Origin of the sequence: Paenibacillus sp. LjRoot56 (assembly GCF_964253335.1) — a bacterium.
In the GTDB taxonomy this organism is placed as follows: Bacteria; Bacillota; Bacilli; order Paenibacillales; family NBRC-103111; genus Paenibacillus_E; species Paenibacillus_E allorhizoplanae.
The window spans coordinates 1-17,826 of record NZ_CAXURV020000004.1 but is presented as its reverse complement, the minus strand read 5'-3'; the positions used below and the strand labels follow the sequence as shown (position 1 = coordinate 17,826).

General features: G+C 43.5%; 16 protein-coding genes. 11 read left to right on the top strand and 5 right to left on the bottom strand.

All coding sequences use genetic code 11. From position 1 onward, the window contains the following. Nucleotides 1-19 precede the first annotated feature (19 nt). On the top strand, nt 20-871 hold the full coding sequence (locus ACSQ8O_RS25710; RefSeq protein WP_436243967.1) for an aldo/keto reductase: 852 nt from the start codon (nt 20-22) through the stop codon (nt 869-871). Between the two features lie 62 nt (nt 872-933). Continuing rightward, nucleotides 934-1,896 carry a glycoside hydrolase family 43 protein gene (locus ACSQ8O_RS25705; protein WP_436243966.1) on the top strand — a complete coding sequence of 321 codons (963 nt, stop codon included), beginning with the start codon at nt 934-936 and terminating at the stop codon, nt 1,894-1,896. 275 nt (nt 1,897-2,171) lie between these two features. On the opposite strand, the gene ACSQ8O_RS25700 is transcribed toward ACSQ8O_RS25705, so the two are convergent. The 3 genes from ACSQ8O_RS25700 to ACSQ8O_RS25690 form a co-directional block, all read right to left on the bottom strand. Then, the gene (locus ACSQ8O_RS25700) at nt 2,172-2,876 is read right to left on the bottom strand and encodes a DUF421 domain-containing protein (RefSeq protein ID WP_436243965.1); all 705 of its coding nucleotides are present in this window, start codon (nt 2,874-2,876) and stop codon (nt 2,172-2,174) included. Between the two features lie 223 nt (nt 2,877-3,099). Next, nucleotides 3,100-3,825 carry a polysaccharide deacetylase family protein gene (locus ACSQ8O_RS25695; RefSeq protein WP_436243964.1) on the bottom strand — a complete coding sequence of 242 codons (726 nt, stop codon included), beginning with the start codon at nt 3,823-3,825 and terminating at the stop codon, nt 3,100-3,102. 771 nt (nt 3,826-4,596) lie between these two features. Next, complete coding sequence (locus tag ACSQ8O_RS25690; RefSeq protein WP_436243963.1) at nt 4,597-5,091, bottom strand: hypothetical protein; 495 nt, start codon at nt 5,089-5,091, stop codon at nt 4,597-4,599. 384 nt (nt 5,092-5,475) lie between these two features. On the opposite strand from ACSQ8O_RS25690, the gene ACSQ8O_RS25685 reads away from it, so the two are divergent. Then, nucleotides 5,476-5,811 carry a YmaF family protein gene (locus ACSQ8O_RS25685; protein ID WP_436243962.1) on the top strand — a complete coding sequence of 112 codons (336 nt, stop codon included), beginning with the start codon at nt 5,476-5,478 and terminating at the stop codon, nt 5,809-5,811. A 263-nt stretch (nt 5,812-6,074) separates the two neighbouring features. Next, nucleotides 6,075-6,896, top strand: a complete 822-nt coding sequence (locus tag ACSQ8O_RS25680; RefSeq protein ID WP_436243961.1) for an NAD-dependent epimerase/dehydratase family protein — start codon at nt 6,075-6,077, stop codon at nt 6,894-6,896. A 107-nt stretch (nt 6,897-7,003) separates the two neighbouring features. On the opposite strand, the gene ACSQ8O_RS25675 is transcribed toward ACSQ8O_RS25680, so the two are convergent. Further along, the gene (locus ACSQ8O_RS25675; RefSeq protein WP_436243960.1) at nt 7,004-8,326 is read right to left on the bottom strand and encodes a family 43 glycosylhydrolase; all 1,323 of its coding nucleotides are present in this window, start codon (nt 8,324-8,326) and stop codon (nt 7,004-7,006) included. A 521-nt stretch (nt 8,327-8,847) separates the two neighbouring features. Here ACSQ8O_RS25675 and ACSQ8O_RS25670 point away from each other — a divergent pair. Then, nucleotides 8,848-11,505 carry a hypothetical protein gene (locus ACSQ8O_RS25670; protein WP_436243959.1) on the top strand — a complete coding sequence of 886 codons (2,658 nt, stop codon included), beginning with the start codon at nt 8,848-8,850 and terminating at the stop codon, nt 11,503-11,505. Between the two features lie 334 nt (nt 11,506-11,839). Here the strand turns inward: ACSQ8O_RS25670 and ACSQ8O_RS25665 are convergent, their stop codons facing one another. Next, nucleotides 11,840-12,685 (bottom strand): SDR family oxidoreductase, encoded by an 846-nt coding sequence (locus ACSQ8O_RS25665; RefSeq protein ID WP_436243958.1) that lies wholly within the window; start codon nt 12,683-12,685, stop codon nt 11,840-11,842. Nucleotides 12,686-12,779: 94 nt separating this feature from the next. Between ACSQ8O_RS25665 and ACSQ8O_RS25660 the strand changes: the two genes are divergently transcribed. The 6 genes from ACSQ8O_RS25660 to ACSQ8O_RS25635 all read left to right on the top strand — a co-directional run. Further along, a complete protein-coding gene (locus ACSQ8O_RS25660; protein WP_436243957.1) occupies nt 12,780-13,193 on the top strand; it encodes a MerR family transcriptional regulator in 414 nt (137 codons plus the stop codon). A gap of 268 nt (nt 13,194-13,461) precedes the next feature. Next, nucleotides 13,462-14,010, top strand: coding sequence for a GNAT family N-acetyltransferase (locus tag ACSQ8O_RS25655; RefSeq protein ID WP_436243956.1), 549 nt, complete (start codon nt 13,462-13,464; stop codon nt 14,008-14,010). A gap of 328 nt (nt 14,011-14,338) precedes the next feature. Then, entirely contained in the window at nt 14,339-15,076 is a 738-nt protein-coding gene (locus ACSQ8O_RS25650) for a hypothetical protein (RefSeq protein WP_436243955.1), read from the top strand. Nucleotides 15,077-15,344: 268 nt separating this feature from the next. Then, nucleotides 15,345-16,313: an NAD(P)-dependent alcohol dehydrogenase gene (locus ACSQ8O_RS25645; protein ID WP_436243954.1), complete on the top strand. Its 969-nt coding sequence runs from the start codon at nt 15,345-15,347 to the stop codon at nt 16,311-16,313. Between the two features lie 198 nt (nt 16,314-16,511). Beyond that, a complete protein-coding gene (locus ACSQ8O_RS25640; protein WP_436243953.1) occupies nt 16,512-16,928 on the top strand; it encodes a DUF6843 domain-containing protein in 417 nt (138 codons plus the stop codon). Nucleotides 16,929-17,191: 263 nt separating this feature from the next. After that, nucleotides 17,192-17,826: IS110 family transposase (locus ACSQ8O_RS25635; protein WP_436244944.1), on the top strand; the 635-nt coding region annotated here is incomplete at its 3' end.

Sequence of the window (17,826 nt, the reverse complement as noted above, 5' to 3'; positions counted from 1 at the left end):
TTAGGAAGCGGTGTTGAGAATGGAATATAGAAGACTTGGACGTACGAATTTAAACGTTTCTTGTGTTGGATTCGGTGGCGCACCGATGGGGCTGGATAACTATTTGGAACCTTATGAAGCTCAGAAAAGCCGTGACGTGGGTATCGATTCGCTTCATACAGCTTTGGACAAGGGACTTAATTATATTGATACGGCACAGGGATATGGAAATGGGTTAGGCGAAAGTATAATCGGTGCCGTGTTGAAAGAACGTCGCTATGAGGCATATATTGCTACAAAGGTTCCCTCAAATCTTGGGTATGACGATGTGATTCGATCCGTCGATGCCAGTTTGAAGAATTTCCAGACCGATTACATCGATGTCATGCAATTCCATGGAGGGTATTTAACGGAAGAGGATTATAACCGAATTATGAATGACGGACCTCTGGATGCACTAAAAGTATGTCAGAAACAAGGTAAAATACGTTTTATCGGAATTACGAACGAAGTTCCTGATCACGTATTGCTTTGGTCCATTCGATCTGGATTTTTTGATGTCATTCAAGTTCGGTATAATCTCTTTTATCAGGGTGCTGCAGATCCAATCATTCCGGAAGCCGCTAAGCATGACGTTGGAGTCGTCGTCATGAGGCCACTGACGAGTCAATCTCTTTATCGCTTTATGAAGCGCGTTGCGCCAGAGTCACTTGAGACGATCAATCCCCATCAGATTGCCTTAGATTTTGTTCTCTCTAATCCCGATGTTTCCGTTGCCATTTGCGGTATGCGGACCATTAGAGAAGTATTGGATAATGTCAGTACTGTGGATGCAAAAGAATGGCGCTGGGATTTTAAACTTGATCGCGGCCAAGGCGGAGTCCAATTTTGATTCACAACGCTGGCGAGTAAGCCGAAATTACATAAATGCATGGAGAGGGAGGGAGTCGTTATATGAGCACGATGAAGATGAAAACATTTCAAAACCCAATATTGGATATTGGTCCCGATCCTTGGATATATCGGCATACGGACGGTCATTATTATTTTATGGTGACGCGAGGCGACCGGTTGGATTTATGGAAATCCGAATCGATGAGCGGAATTGCGAACGGCGCAATGAAGACCGTCTGGACTCCTCCGGCGGAAGGGTTGGATAGCAGGAAACTGTGGGCTCCGGAAATCCATCATCTCGGAGGCAAATGGTACATTTATTTCACAGATAACAACGGTGGCGGAGACGATGCCCGCAAAATCTATGTGCTGGAAAATGAGTATGCCGATCCTCTCGAAGGAACATGGCGGATGAAGGGGGCCGTGAATACGGCCTTGCCCGGATTGGACGGAACGGTGCTGGAGCACAACGGGAAGCTCTTTTTCATGTACGCGGGCTACGGCCATTTTCCGAAATACGGCTCAGCGGTCTACGCCGCCGAAATGGAAAACCCTTGGACGATCAAGGGGGAGGAATCGCTGCTCACTAAGCCGGAATACGATTGGGAGCATCAAGGCGGAATGGCGATCAATGAGGGGCCTTGCTTCCTTAAGCGATTCGGCAAAGTATTCCTGATTTATTCCGCAAGCACATGCTGGTCCGATGACTACGCACTAGGGATGCTGACCGCGAAGGAAGACAGCGATCTGCTGAATCCGGCTTCATGGTCCAAGAGCGAGAAACCCGTTTTCCATAAATCGGTTGAAAACTCCGTCTTCGGCCCCGGTCATAACAGCTTTACCGTATCCCCGGACGGAACGGAAGACTGGATCGTCTATCATGCCATACCGGTATCAGAAGGAGGCAGCAAACAAAGAAGCGCTAGAATGCAGAAATTCGGTTGGACGGCGGACGGGAACCCGCACTTCGGCGCTCCGATACCGGCTAAGGTCGATTTTGACGTGCCTTCCGGTGAAAAGTGAAAATCGATCCGGCAGCTTGAGAGGGCTCAGTCGTTCATATTCGGGTCAATCAGCGCTTCTCCTTGTTGTTGAAACTCGCGTGCAACTGAAACTGAATTAATCCAATGGCGTTCACTCTCTGGGTGAGCGCCTACTTTACTTTATTTCGTATCCACAATGTCAATAAATTCGACAACATTATCCAAATTAACTCTTTAAAGTGGATGTTTTGTTGTGGCGAGAATTCTTATAGGTCTGTTCTTATCCTCTTACTTCATGGTGCCAATAAATGACTATTACTCCTGATCAATTGGATGCCGGATTTGATCATGATATAGATCAAAAAATAGTTTACCTTGTGTTCCCCTGATAGCGTAACAGACTTCTGCTGCTGTAACACCCCGTTGCTGTAGCTGCTTCGAGAGCCATTCTTTGGATAAACCAATTTGCTGTAAATTATCTGACATAATCTTTCCGTCCATAATTAGTTCAACAGGAAACTGGATCTTTGTTGTGTCTGTCAAAAGCAAATCCTTTTGTATAAGGGGACGATATTCTGGCTTTTTGAGCACTGAGAGTTTACCGTTAAGCTCTAAGATGGCATATTGTACTTCTTCGATATCAAAGATGTCCTTTTCTCGCAATTCTTGATTTAAAGTGTCGAGTGTAAATTGAATTTTCCTTAAGTTCTGTTCCATAATTTTGCCGTTTTCGATTACTACCGTCGGTTTTCCGGCAAACCATTTCCTGATTTTTCGGCTCTTCAAGGATATAAAAGAGATGAGATAGGCAATGCCACTGAAGATCAAAAAAGAAGTGATAAGATTCCAAGTCTTCAAATGAGTATTAAATGCTAAATTACCGATTATGGCACCTAATGTGATCGAAGCGACAAAATCATTGTAAGTCATTCGCGCTATCGTGTGTTTTCCTAGAACTCGCGTAATTAACATAATAAGAACGAAAGCAACCACCGTTCGGATAATTGTTTCCAACAACATATTAACTATCCTCCCTGTTCACGAAATGTAACTTTAAGGATCAATCTTTAAGCTAACGTATAACGTTTGTTCAATAAATACCATGCCGATGCTGCCTGAAACAATCGGCAGCATCGGTGAAGTAACAAGTAACCTAGTTAATAATACTTAATGAAAGTATGAGGCTACAAGCGACCAGCTCAATGGCATAAAGACAAGCCGTAGCAGGAACTTTCTTGATCGTTCACGGATTCTTAGCAGGGACTGCCTTGCGATAGGTTAATAACTCGGAGACGGTAACAAACCGATACCCTCTCTTTTCCAATTCCGGTAAGATTTTTTTAAGAGCCTCAATAGTCTGAGTATGTCCTTCCACGTAATCGTGGAACAATACGATATCCCCGCTGCTCGAATTGTTTAATACTTTATTTACAATTTTACTGACCCCTGGCGTACTCCAATCCTTCGTATCTAAATGCCAAGACCACATTATCATTTGATATCCTTCTTGCTTGACAATACTGACTAACCTCTCGTTATAAAAGCCTCCAGGGGGACGAAATAAATGACATCGAATCCCGGCGACGGAGAAAATGGTTTCCTCTGCTTTATTAATTTCATTTTTCATGTTTATCCGTTTAGAAAGAAAAGCATGACTATATGTATGATTGGCTATCTCATGTCCTTCGTTTACTTCTCGTTTGAGCACGTCAGGAAAAAGTTTTATTTTATTCCCAACTACAAAAAAAGTGGCTTTAGCATGATACTGCTTGAGCAAGTCCAAGATCTGAGGTGTATATCTTGGATGAGGACCGTCATCGAATGTTAAGGCGATCACTTTCTCATCGGTAGATATTTCCCAGACGACTTCTCCTCTCGTTTCATAATAAGATCGGTCTTTTTGAGGAGCGGCGTAACCAACTGACTGAAATAACAAAAAACAAATACAAAAATTTAGGATCGTTTTCATTGTTGCCTCCTGATTTTAGTTCAATTTTCAATATTAGGATACACCAATTGTTTAAATTAACTCGGTGAAAAAATGGGTATAAATTGTGGATGAACCGATAGAAATTCTATTTACAAAAACTCTTTAGCTTAAGCAGTGATATATATGCAAAAGGGAATCGATAGCTTGCAGCCGGCTAAGTTGAGGCAAGAGGAAAGAGGAAGGGTGTAGTTTTTTGTTGTGAAGAACAGGTACTTGAAACGATCAAAAAAAAACCTTATAAACTGGGTTACTCAAGCTTTACTTTTCTTTTTCTGATTCGTATTCAGTAAATTTTCTGTTAGATGAAATACAAAAATATATGAAATAAAAATTACTATATAAATGAAGGGGGAATACCATAGCTTCCAACCTTTATATGTAAATACGTGGCAAAGGTGAGCTAACCACTCAAAAAAAACAGATATTAATGAGAACCCGATTATATATAGATTGCGATAGATTCCTTTCAGCTTCCACTTATCATAAAACCATAAAAAAATGTATGTGAATGGAGGGTAATTAAAATAATAAATGACAATATCCATTACCTCATATTTAGAACTATCGTTTACGTCATACAAATCAAATGGTTTAACAGCTATTAACGAATCAACTGTCTGCGAAATAAATACAGTAAATACCGTATAAACTATAATGGATAGTGGAGAAAAACGTTTTGGAAGCAATATTGCTACGGTTAATAAAACAGCCAATGAAATTAGAGTAAACCATTCATTTATGTCAAATCGTTCAGGGGGATACAATATCAAGGTGATCACACTTCCCATACATTTTTCTGAATAATAAGCTGAAGCAAAATGATTCAACCAAGACGACATACCAAACAACGATGGCATAGCCGAAATTCCAGCCCGTAAATTTCACTATACCTAATTTTTCAAATAACATATACGATTCGATCAAAACTGCAAACCATATCCCTAAGAAAAGCATTTTGAAGAGGAACCGTGGTTTACTGTGGAAAAACGAAAAAAGAAGCCACATCGTTGCGATCGGAAATACTATTAACTGATTCATTTTATAGAAGAAAAAAGCGGAAAGAGCTTCCGAAAACTCAAGCAGCTTATAATTATCAAGAATCGCTGAATGGATCTGTTCAATGGTAACTACAATGACCATGTAGTACACTATTTTTTCAATTGGTAGGAATATTTTCTGCATCCTTCGCAATGTATACAGAACCCCAATGCTTATTAAAAACATAATAATGTTCAAAGTGACCACCAATATACCTCCAATTTTAGGAAAGAAGATGTCACAATTAAAATTCCCATTTGTAGTTTTTGTATACTATTGAATTAGAACAATGTCCGAATGACATAGAAGATTGATTTTCGGATAGAATCACTCACTTAACTGCTTAGACATCGCCAAGTTCAATCATTTGGCTAGAGCGCAAGACTTTCGCGGAGTCGAATATGGAAAATCAATTGCATTCGAGAACAGCTTAACCGCTATTGCTACTGTTTATGTACCCCAGCTCGGTTCCGAAGTAATGAATGGGATGACAGCTCTTCAATAATTGGTCGATTGACCTAACACAACGTCTGCCAATAATTAATAAACTACTCTTGAAGTGACTTGACTCCAAGGGGATGACATTGTCGGATGAAAAAAAAGGCGACGAGAAAGCGGCAGACGCATGTTCATGAATTTGAGGGAAGCACGAAGCTGGCGGAGGAAGGCGCGGACAGACACAATCATCGATTTGCAGGTGTAACAGGGCAAGCGATTCGGAGCGGCAAAAGCCATATTCATGAAATCGATCTATCGAATACGGACTTTTTAGATCATTTTCATAATCTCAAAAAAATCAGAACAGGGCCCGCCATTCCTGTCGGCAACGGCAAGCATGTGCACTTCGTCACCGGAATGACGACACAGAATGATGAGCATAGACACCAATTCAATTTTGCTACGTTAATTGATAGACCGCTTGTATAATCAAGCTATTCAAAAAGGCCGGCCAGAGCTTTCTGGGCGGGCCTTTTTTTGTCGTTACTCTTGGATTATCTCATTAATATCCGCTCCCGGTCCCAATGCGTATGGGAAATGACATGAACAACTTTGTTGGATGATGTCGACATCGGTGTTTCCTCTTTTCCCGTTGGAAGCGGGAGGCTTACCATCATCCGTACCCGCTGGACCGCAAATCCGATGGAACGCTCATACGTCCTTAGATATTTCGTAAGAGAGGAGAGATTGCAATGAAGAAAACAGTTGAAGTAACCGGAGGTAGCGGTAAACTGGGGCTTCGGCTGATACCGGAGCTGCAGAAACATGGCTACAAAGTGATCTCACTGGATAACCGATTATTCAGTGATGTGCCTGCCTATCAAATCAACGATTTCGGGCAGGTGATTGGGGCTTTGCAAGGCGTGGATGCAATCATTCACCTTGCAGCAATTCCCGCACCTCGTAGCTATACGAATAGTTACATTTTTACCAACAATGCAGCCTCTACTTATCACATACTGGAAGCAGCCGATCAGCTTGGCATTTCGAATGTGGTGATTGGATCAAGCGAGTCGTCGTACGGATTCGCTTGGGCACCTACACCTTTCTCGCCGCAATATGTGCCAGTCGACGAGAACCATCCGCAGCTACCTCAAGAGTGTTATGGCTTATCCAAGATTGTTAATGAGTTGACGGGTGCTATGTTTAATCGCAAGTCAGGTATGAGTGTCACATCGCTGCGGTTTTCGATGATTACAACAGCTGAAGATTATGCAAGGGTCGATGCTCATCACCCAGATGCTTATAAGCATATTTTGTGGAGCTATATCGATATCCGGGATGCGGTCAATGCTTGCATTGCTGCATTGGTGTGTGAACATGGCAAAGCAGTATCACTTAACATTACGAGCAGCGATACGTTGACAAGTTGGGATACGTTGCGTTTACTGAACTACTACTATGCCGATGTGACCGATCTCAGAGCGCCGTTCAAAGGTCGTGAAGCACTAGTAAGCAACTGCTTAGCGCAAGAAGTTTTGAATTGGCAGCCTCGATATTCTTGGATGTCTTAGCTCGCACAGCCAATAAACACATCAAAACCTCCAATCCCACATTCCTTCATGTGAGTTGGAGGTTTTGGCGTTATGGTAGTGTGATTGAATGGCACTTAATAGAATCTTTAGTCAGAGAATGGGCTGACCGTAATGCTTTCCAGACAAATATCGCCAGTGACGGCTGTAAATCGAATGTGATTATCTTGGCCAGGTTGTAACTGTACCGTAATACTGGCACGGCCGACTGTGTCTGTAAGACTGCCAGTCGATAGAGCATTGAGTAAGGAGAGATCATCTCCGTTCACTGTTAAATGCAATTTGGTCAGACGTTCTGTCGTTGCATAACGAATGTAAATCGCCGCTCTTCCGCCTCTAGCTCCATCAACATGATCGAATTGGCAGTAGGAGCCTGGCATCGGCAGATGGCTGACGATGCTTTTGCTCAGCTCGTTCGTTACGAACAGCGCTCCTCCTCCTAAGGTACCATTTTCCACGGAGTAGGTTGTAGCATTCGGATTTGGAACAGGGGCAGGGGCTACGGGATGGATACCCTCCTTGGTCTGAATTACGGTTTGAATCGTGCCATCTTCGTTGAAAAATAAGGGATCGATGCAGACGCTTCTTAAGTTGCCGAGATCTGAAATAGCTTGGTTATGATAGAACATATACCATTGTCCTTTGAATTCTGCTACGGAGCCGTGGGAAGTTGAACAGCCAGTCGGCTCAAGGAAAATGCCGCGATATGTCCACGGACCAAGTGGACTCGTGCTGGTGGCGTAACGCATGCGGTTCAGGTTGTCGAGATTGTCGGAGTAGGTCAAGTAGTAGAGGTGGTTTCTCTTGAACACCCAAGCTGCCTCGTGGAAATCTTCCAGTCCAACCATATCCTGCATGTCCTCCTTAATGGACAGCATATCGTCGTTCAGCTCACCGCCTGCACACCTGCTCCCACCACCGTAATACATATAAGCTCGACCGTCGTCATCCACCAGTACGCACGGATCGATCATCGCGAACCCGCCAAGTCCTACGATATATCCCTGATCGGTAAAGCCGCTTCTAGGATGTTGACTTGTTGCGACCCCCATTTTCCAAGAGCCGTTCCCATTCGAACCGCTAGGATGCGGATAATAGAAATAATAGGTCCCATTTTTGAACGCGCAGTCGGGTGCCCACATAAATCCGCCTTCTGGTCTACCCCATGACACGTCATCTGAGCTGAGGATCTCTCCCTCATCGACCCAATTCACCATATCCTCCGATGAGAAAACATGATATCTGTCCATCAGATCGCAGCCTCTAGCCGGATCCATATCATGAGAAGCATAAATGTAAATTCTACCGTCTTCCCAGACATGTGCGGATGGATCCGCGGTGAAAATCGTCGTAAGAACGGGATTCTGTGATGTTTCCTTAAGAAAATCGGTTGGCATGCCTATATGTCTCATTATTATGCTCCTCCAGTAGTCCATGTTAAATGCCAAATCATGAAAGATTTCTTAATTCAGCATAACTCGAAAAACAGAGGGGGCGCCATGAGGCGTTTTTAAATTTTATAGGCGGATTACATACACAATATTCGGAAGAAGGAACCCATAGGGAAAGCATTACAGTCTTTTCTCCGCATGCGTCAGGAGGACTATGTCTCACTAAAAGCAGCTTACCGGAAACAGGGGAACTCGATTCTTAAAATATGCGCAATAGGTATCACTTGGTTGATGACCGCATTTAGTCAGTGCAGATTATTCAGCTAGCCTAGGCGCTCTTAATGTTTCCCGATAGTGTCGCTACCAACTTTCTACATTCAGACATTTCCCAAACCTTTGGAAGTAAAAAATATAATAATATTCCATAAGACCCATGTTATTCAATACTACTTAATGTAAAATAAAGGAATTCAGTTACAACTTTTATATAACAATCATCCAATGGCTGATGGAATCCACGCCGCAAGGAGATCTCGATATTGATGTCCATGAATATGTTTACCGGCAGGAAAAGTACGAAAAATGAGAGTTTGACAGGGAAGGAACGCATGCCCTCAGAAGAGGGTCTAAGTTCTGAAAGGCCGTCAGGTCCTCCGTCATTTCTAATGCGACCCAATCAATTGATGCAGCTACAGCAAACTATAGGAAACCGGGCGGTTCAGCGCATGGTGACATCCAACACTGGACCGGTAGCCGATCGCTCATTATCCCTATCAGATATGCCGCATCCGGTTCTGCAGCGCTATAGCCAGGATCATGTCGATAAAGCCGTTTCGACGATGTACAGAGTGAAAGAGGACGATCCTACGCACAAAGACGCTGAAACTCAGGTCAAGGAAATTCTAGAAATTGGAGAGGCGACGGGGTTGTTTGCAGAGATTTTTGAAATGGCAGTTAGTGGTCTTGTGTTGAATCCTGACGGACTCCACAAGACGCTTACCGCGTTCAGGGCTAAAATCCGAGAAAGTGGTTCGGCTAAGAAGACATCGACCAGCAAGACCGACAATGAAGCCACAAAATCTGGCACCGGCTTTGTTCGTGAGATATTATTTGCCCTTGAGCAAATAAAAGCAGGTAATACAGCCCAGTTCGGAACGATGCTGCCTGATTATCTAAGGGATGCTTTGAATAAATCAGGAAAGGAACAGCAAGCGAATGAGCTCGATAAGATACCAATTGGTCTTGGATACGGATGGGGCGGAGATAGCGTCGTGTGGGGGAGTAATGTCGAAACCATCCAACATAAGGTTGTCGAAGGGGCATTGGTAGAAACCGTTAAACGGGAGATTATCAAAGCTGTCAAGCAGTTAAACGGACAGAATGAGGAAGTCGCGCTTGAAGGTTCAACCAAAATTGCCGACATCGTCGTCATGCCTACGAATTTGGAGTGGTACGATCTCAATACTGAACAAATGCAGGAGATTGTTGCGGAAACTCTGAAATCCAATACTTTCCGCAAAAAAAATCTTAACCAAATCGTCGATCTTGTCCGTATTACTTCTGGCGACCATCAGTATTCGTTTGCTGTCAAGGAAGGAACTGTTGAAATGCCTTCCGTTGAAAAGTCGGATGTTGTAGTAAAATTGACGCAGAAATCGACCAACAAGTACGATGAGAAAGCGATTCAGCGGCCTCCTGATAAACAAATCTCTGATAATAAAAAGATTGTGTCTGTCGCCGAAGACCCGCAAAAAGAACGTTCTATAAATATTGATAAGCTAAAAAAATCGATCGCAGACATCGAAAAAAAACGAAACGCAGAGTTGGCTAAAAATCAGACAACCAAGGTTTCTTTGGATAACAGACAAAAGGGAATCATTGATAGAAATATATGGAAAAGTAAAGACAAGCAGAGGACAGATTTGGGGTGGGAGACCGAATTCCCTTCTAAAGCTGCCGATTTAAAAACAGCCGAGAATGAAGTGGATATCGCTATAAATAAATGGGAACTAGAAAACAAAGATACCCAAAATTTTAAGAATTTGGAGAAATTTAAATCCGATAAGCAAACTCTCGAAAAGGAATACAAGGACGAACAGGATAAAATTGCAGACATGGAAAAAACCCGGCTATTGCGGGCGACCTATGTGGATGCGCAGATAAAACCGGATTTAAAGAACCGCTATCAGGCCCAGTTTAAAGAAGAAAAAACAGTTATCAAAAAGCTCACGGATCTTTGGCGCAAGGAAGATGAAGATGGATTTATGCAACGTGTTTCAGAGATAAGAAAAGAGTGGGCCATAAACAATCCTGAAATAGCTCTTAAAGCAAAAGAAGCCGACGAACGGGAGGCAAACGGCACAGGAGGTAACAAGATATTAAATGAGAAAAAGGAGCGCCACCGCAAGGAGAATCAGATATTAATAGAGGAAAGCTGGAAGAACAACGATAATCTCTTGAACATCGTTTCTACCATTTTGGGCAATTCGGAAAAGGTCGATCTGTTGGCATTAAATATCGGTAGAATAAAATCCGCGACCGGCAATCGCAAGAAGGTGAATGAACTGATGCATGAAGTGGCGCAGGAGCTCACACTGGCTCATAAGTATACCCCTAACAAAATTAGCGAGCCTGAATTCAAGCAGGCCACGGAGGATATGTGCAAAGGTGCGGAATTCGTCAATTACCAGGGACATATGGCCGAGTTCCGTCATGCCAACAGGGCAGCCGCCAATCTATCGGATGAGGCGATAACGCCGATATATATCGGAACGAAAAAATGGGATGAGAAAGATATGGACAGCAAAAGAGAGCTTCAGGAAGTCGATGTATCTTACATAGAAAAAGATAATGTTATGTATCTTTGTGAGGTTGCTTATGATTTTGAAACATTGGAGAAAAAGCTAGTCGGAAATAAAGTGTCGCAGCGTGAAGGGTACCAAGCACTAATCAAGAAATTAGTAATGTCTAATAAATACACAAAGGTTGAGATGGCTTACGTTCTCGACACCGTCCAGGATGGAGAGTTCGAGCAGTTGTTCAAGAAAAAAACAAAGCAATCTGGAACAAATCCCAACGATGGCACCGGCAATATGGCTCAATATCTTATCTTGGGTAACATGTCCCTATTTGTAGCGGGCAAGCTTTATACAACAGAGGATTTGAAGAGATCATTCTCGGAATTTACAAAGAGAGACTGAAACGTTAAGCGAGTATGATGTCTGTCTAGAGTATTAATGTACTGATACATCCCGATCCAATGATTTTTGGGGAGCGGGATATTGAATTTAAAACCAGATATGTCGGGTGACAAGAATATTATCTCATTAAAAGTCGCATAAATTGCGGCTTTTTTATTTTGTTGAGCAATTTCCATAATCTTCAAAATGAAGATGACATCAGGGCGGTCAAACTTATTATAATTGTTGACTGATGATGCACAATATAGTCCAGCCAGATACTAATGGCTTAAGTCGAAGTGATTATAGGGGGGCCCAAGCAGCCATTTATAGCTTAAGGTACGCCCTCCTTTTTTTATGCAAAATAATGCCCTTTTTCGAGATCAGCGATCAATCCGTTCTGCATCGGTTTCCAGCCCAGAAGCTCTCTTGTTGCCAGACTCGCTTGCGTAGTGTTATACAAGCTTGTGATGTCTAATTCTGCAATTCTGCCAAGAAAGCCGAAATGGGCGGTTGCTTTTTCAGGTGTTATACTGACCGCCGGCACGTTCAATTGCCGCCCGATGATCGCGGCGATCTCTCGGAGCGAAATGCCTTCATCGCCGGCGCCAAGCAGCCGTGAGCCCGCGGGGGCGATTTCCAGCGCCAGACGGTACAGGACCGCAGCATCCAGGCGGTGAATCGCCGGCCAGTGGTTCGTTCCGTCACCGATGTAGGCGGCGAAGCCATTCGCCCGGGCGATCTTGATCATCAATGGCACAAAGCCCTTATCACCTTCACCGTGCACGGACGGTGCAAGCGAAACGATCGATGTCCGAATACCCCGATCTGACATTGCGAGCACTGCAAGATCCACGGTATGTCCATTTGCGTGAGCCGTGGTAATGAACGGCTTCCCGGTGCCTTCGAGCGCCGCTCCCATGGCTTCAACGGCCCGCAAATCCAGAGCTAACGCACCTTCAAAGTCGGAAAAATCGTTCGTGAATGCCAGATGAATCACGCCGTCCGCAGCCGCGGCAGCGCTGCCTAGAGTATCGAGATCGTCCAGATTGCCGTACAGCACTTCGGCTCCCGCCGCCTTTAACCCCGCGGCTTTCTCTTCAGAACGGCAAAGACCCGACACTGTATGTCCCGCGTCGATCAGTTCCTGGACGACTGCAGAACCGACATACCCTGTTGCTCCTGTAACAAAAACATGCATAATGATATCCTCCTTCAAGTGTTGACTGCTTGATCATGTTAAGCATAAACTATAAAGTGAACTCTATGGCAAGAGCTTCAAAGGAGAAATGATCATGAAAATTCAGGAACTGGCGGACAAGATGGGATTAACAATCCATACGATCCGCTTTTATGAAAAGGAAGGCTTGCTGGATGATCGGCATGTCCGGCGAGAAAGCAACAATTACCGTAACTATTCGGAAGAAGCTATCGAGCGGTTGAAGCTCATCAAGAAGTTCCAGTCCATCGGCTGTTCGCTGGTTGAACTGAAGGAAGTTCTGCAGGACCACGACGCCAATGCGCAAACTAACCTAGAGATTATAGATTGGATTCGCGGCAAGAAAAAGGAAATCGAAAGCAAGAAGGAAGAATACGACCAAATGCTGGAAACCCTTAACAAGATGTTGGAGTATCGGACTCTACTCATGGACGATCCGCAAAAAGCTCAAGAGATGCTAATGACTTGGCATGCCAGCTCATCCGATTGAGCCGCATTTGTAGCTTCCCTTTAGTCCATGCGGAACAAGAGGGATGGACAGTTCGTTGGCTATATCGCGAGCAAGCAGACCGGGAGGAAGACAGTGGAACTCGCCACACTTTAAAATATAAACCTTAGACCCTCAGCACTTTGCTGTGGGTCTCTTTTTTTGCTATTCAACTAAAGGGCAGGTTTGTTAAAAAGCTTTCGCGAATACCCTACATATGGATTTACGAGTTTACAAATTAAGTGCCAATCTAGGTACACGGAGGGGAAATATGCTATACGGACAACGAGTAACATTAAGGCGTGTTGTTGAAGAAGATTGGGAAAAGCGATATGAATGGCTGTCCGATCCTATAGTTAACCGAACGTTACCATCAGGAAGTGGTATGCCCCTAACACCGGAAGTGGTCAGAGAACGTACACGGAAGTACGCGCAAACAGATCTATCATCTGTCTATTTTACCATAGTAAAAGAAGACGGCATCCCGATTGGCAATACCCAATTGTTTAATATCCATCCTTGGTCCAAGCATGCTGAATTTGGTATTTGGATTGGGGACAAAATCGTATGGGGGCAAGGTTATGCTACAGAAGTGACAGGTGTTGTCCTGGATTTTGCATTCGAGCGTTTAAACCTTCATAAAGTGTATTTGACGGTAGATGCTGATAATCCTGGTGCTATTCGGAGTTATGAAAAGGCTGGTTTCAATAAGGATGGCATACTAAGAGACGAAGTCTATAAAAATGGTCAATATGTCGATCGTATAATGATGAGTATTTTGAAGCATGAATACTTAAAACTATCTAGTTGTTCCAAATAACAAAGCATATAGGAAAACCATTCTGGAAGAAACTACGAAAGATAGTGTGCTTTCTCGAAAAATTGAATGTTAAGCTAACGAGGAACGAGAGTTCAATCACGACATTACGGCAGCTGAGATGCGTTCAGCTGCCTTTTTCATTGAAGTAACAGCAGGATAACATGGAAATAACTTGAATTAAATATGTAGTTTTCATACACGTTAAGGGACAATTATGGAGATTGGAGATCCTTTTTCAGGAGGAATCAGCATGCAACTATCGAAACATCCATTTGTAAATTTTTCTTTTCAAAGTTTATGTGATTGGTAGAGCCGCAAACTCGCTGAAATGGTTATTCATAGGATTATTAATGCCTACGATGATTACACTCCGCAGTTCTACTCGAGATTTGAGCCGGTAAAGGAGAAAATCGATAAAGAAAACGTGGAGCCAATAATCAGCTTGTGGTTAAATGGAGAGGTAAACCGAAACATTCCGTCTTTCGCTCCTCCTGCAAGAGCAGGGCATCTTATGCTCAAAAGGAAGAAAAATCCTAAAGTCGACTATATGCTTTCTTGGGAGAAAAACAATAGGGTAGGATTTAATTCAATGAATGTTTCGGTTGCGGTTAACCATCTGCAAACTATGGAGAAGCAACAAAATTTTTTTGATTTATGCTGGGAGGTAGCAAAAATACTACAACCTGTACGAGGACACGTTATTAATCAATCCATCCCGTATAATCCAGAGCCACTTTCTCCGCAGATCATTCACCCGGAATTACATTGGATTAACTTGTTTGGTAAACCGTACATAGATTTATTTGGAAAAGAGAAGTTGCTTTCAGCTCCATGTTATAAAGCTAATGAAATCACTGAAGGCTTAATTGTACTTCAGTTGACTGATAACCTCTTTGAGCCAATCCCTGAGGAAGTACGTGTTTCTGTAAAGAAATATTTATGTGAACAAGCTTTCGTAGAAAGTGGTAAGACGTACAGAGATTATTTAAATAAAGAAAACATAGTCCCGAATTTCGACTATACACAAGTGATGTTTGATCGTACTCAACCGATTATTTTCGTGTAACAATGAGGAATTAAAGCTTAATAAACAAATAAGACGCGGCTGCCGGCATAGATTGGCAGCCGCGTTACGCTATGGGCAGAATTGTACAATAGTAGGCTGATTGTGTACCACTGTCTAAATATCATGCAATGTTCTCATGTGAGCCAAAAGATAATAAATTTATAGAAAAGCTAAAAAAAGCAAAGGTAGGTGTCCATACAGAGGAACTTTAGTCGAATTGCACCGTATAGAATGGAAATATAAGTGAGTTGTGATGGAGGAGAAAGGCATGAAAGCAATCGTATACGAGCAGTACGGACCGCCGAATGTACTTCAGCTGCGAGAGGTCGCTAAGCCGATACCGAAGGACGACGAGATATTAATTAAGGTCTATGCTGCAACCGTCGCAGCAGGGGATTGGCGCTTACGCAAGGCAGATCCTTTCCTTGCGCGGATGTTCAACGGTCTGTGGAGACCGAAACGAGCCAAAATTCTAGGATTTGAACTGGCGGGAGTGGTAGAATCGATAGGCAGCGCTGTTACTCGATTCAAGCCGGGGGATGCTGTTTATGGTGCCTGTGGTTTCGACTTTGGCGCGTATGCTGAATACAAATGCCTGCCTGAGAACGGAGCAATTGCGCTCAAGCCCGTGAACATGACGTTCGAGGAGGCGGCTGCGGTTCCGGTTGGAGCCTATACTGCCTTGCAGTTTCTCCGGAAGGGCAATATCCAGTCTGGCAGTCGCGTGCTTGTCTACGGTGCTTCCGGTAGCGTCGGGACGTATGCAGTGCAGCTCGCCAAGCATTTTGACACAGAAGTGACTGGAGTATGCAGTACGTCGAATGTCGAGTTGGTGACATCGTTGGGCGCCGACCGAGTTATCGACTATACGAAAGAGAAATTTGCGGATCATGGTCCGGCCTACGATATTATTTTCGATACGGTGGGAAAAAGTCCATTTAATGCTTGCGTCAAGCTCCTGACACCACACGGCTTTTACCTACGAGCGGTCCATATGAGCCCTCTACCAATCGTTCACGGTCTATGGATCAACTTGACAAGCAACAAGAAGGTGATCGGAGGAACAATGAAGGAAAGCGCGGAAGACTTAACGTATCTCAAGGAGTTGATCGAGGCCGGCAAGCTACGTTCGATCATTGATCGCCGTTATCCGCTGGAGCAAGCAGCGGAGGCCCACCGCTATGTGGAGCAGGGCCATAAGAAAGGTAACGTAGTTTTAACCGTTCGACCAGGTTGATATGATGCGATAGGAAAGGATTTAGCTAACGGTGAACGTTTGTTCAATTAGAAACCAAAACGAGGCTGCCGGTATAATCGGCAGCCTCGTTGAAGTAACGGGCAGATTTGTTTCATTCCCTACGATTAAAACATGGTATTATATGGATATTAATTTGAAGTGTGGAGGACTAAGCAAGGAACTGGGGGGAGATCGGTAATGATAAATAAGGCACGTCTTTCTAATATAATAATACCATTCTTCCTTGCGATAGTAACTATTTCCATTGTAGTTGGAGGCATTATTTTATTGAATATAACGGAGGGAACTACACATAAATTCTTATTGCCAAAAGGGTTTACGGGATGGGTTGAGGTTACATACGAACAACCAGGTTTTCCTGCTTTAAAAAAAGAGGACCGTGCTTTTATCTATGAGGTCCCACCTTCTGGAAAACTAATGACTACAAGCAAGAATGTTTCAGGAACAATGGTATTAATTTATGTTGAGCAAGATGGTCGACTAATTGAGTTACCAAATGATATGCCAATGATCCATGGTCAGGGCACATCAGCGGGCAGGGTGTACCTCATGGACAAACTGAAAAGTTCCCTGAAAAACTCACCTTTTTTGTAGGAACGGAAGAACAATGGCGAGTGGCGATGGAAAACAACCATTTTCATGAATAGTAGAAGTCCAAAAACCAACTTGTATGTATCAACCCACTCAAACCAGACTACCGCGAACAGATCAGCGTCCTTCGTTACGCTAACGGGCAGCATTCCTATTATGAGGAAATATGAGGTTTGAGAAATAAAAAGACTCCTTGGTATGATGTTTATGGGTCCCTGATGCTGGCCAGCTTCGGTTCCAAAAACAAAACCAAAGAAGACTACAACATGCATTCTACTCAAAATGAACGAATTAATCAAATCACTTTTTCTACCTTAATTATCGGAGTCGACATCGCAATATTTAGACATGTGGCGAGAGCCCAAGACTTTCGCGGGGTCGAGTTCGGGAAGCCACTTACGTTTGAAAACAATCGAGAAGGCTTTGAATTATTTGTTAGCTGGTTCAGGAAGATTGCAACGGAGCAAGGGTTCAAGGACGTCATAGTTGGTATGGAACCAACGGGTCACTACTGGCTAAACCTAGCCCATTTTCTTAAAGATGAGCAAGTAAAATACGGCGTAGTGAACCTACTACATGTAAAGAAAAGTAAAGAATTAGATGACAATTCCCCAACAAAGAATGACATGAAAGATGCGAAATTGATCGCACAGCTGGTCAAAGACGGGAGATACGCCGTACCGAGTCTTCCCAAGGGTATTTATGCCGAACTGCCGGAAGCGATGAAAATTCGCGAACACCTAACAACTGATCTTTGCGTTGTGCAAGCACTCGTCCATAATTGGTTAGATCGGTACTTCCCAGAGTTTCTAACGGTCTTCAAAGATTGGGAATGCAAATCTGCCATCCAAATGCTAAACCTTCATCTACTGCCGCATGAACTTGTTCCCGTGCCAGATAA

Coding starts and splice junctions, on each gene's coding strand:
- ACSQ8O_RS25660 (WP_436243957.1), top strand. CDS start 12,780: ATGAAAATTCAGGAACTGGCGGACAAGATGGGATTAACAATCCATACG.
- ACSQ8O_RS25670 (WP_436243959.1), top strand. CDS start 8,848: ATGTCCATGAATATGTTTACCGGCAGGAAAAGTACGAAAAATGAGAGT.
- ACSQ8O_RS25710 (WP_436243967.1), top strand. CDS start 20: ATGGAATATAGAAGACTTGGACGTACGAATTTAAACGTTTCTTGTGTT.
- ACSQ8O_RS25655 (WP_436243956.1), top strand. CDS start 13,462: ATGCTATACGGACAACGAGTAACATTAAGGCGTGTTGTTGAAGAAGAT.
- ACSQ8O_RS25650 (WP_436243955.1), top strand. CDS start 14,339: ATGGTTATTCATAGGATTATTAATGCCTACGATGATTACACTCCGCAG.
- ACSQ8O_RS25680 (WP_436243961.1), top strand. CDS start 6,075: ATGAAGAAAACAGTTGAAGTAACCGGAGGTAGCGGTAAACTGGGGCTT.
- ACSQ8O_RS25675 (WP_436243960.1), bottom strand. CDS start 8,326: ATGAGACATATAGGCATGCCAACCGATTTTCTTAAGGAAACATCACAG.
- ACSQ8O_RS25645 (WP_436243954.1), top strand. CDS start 15,345: ATGAAAGCAATCGTATACGAGCAGTACGGACCGCCGAATGTACTTCAG.
- ACSQ8O_RS25695 (WP_436243964.1), bottom strand. CDS start 3,825: ATGAAAACGATCCTAAATTTTTGTATTTGTTTTTTGTTATTTCAGTCA.
- ACSQ8O_RS25665 (WP_436243958.1), bottom strand. CDS start 12,685: ATGCATGTTTTTGTTACAGGAGCAACAGGGTATGTCGGTTCTGCAGTC.
- ACSQ8O_RS25700 (WP_436243965.1), bottom strand. CDS start 2,876: ATGTTGTTGGAAACAATTATCCGAACGGTGGTTGCTTTCGTTCTTATT.
- ACSQ8O_RS25640 (WP_436243953.1), top strand. CDS start 16,512: ATGATAAATAAGGCACGTCTTTCTAATATAATAATACCATTCTTCCTT.
- ACSQ8O_RS25705 (WP_436243966.1), top strand. CDS start 934: ATGAGCACGATGAAGATGAAAACATTTCAAAACCCAATATTGGATATT.
- ACSQ8O_RS25685 (WP_436243962.1), top strand. CDS start 5,476: ATGAAAAAAAAGGCGACGAGAAAGCGGCAGACGCATGTTCATGAATTT.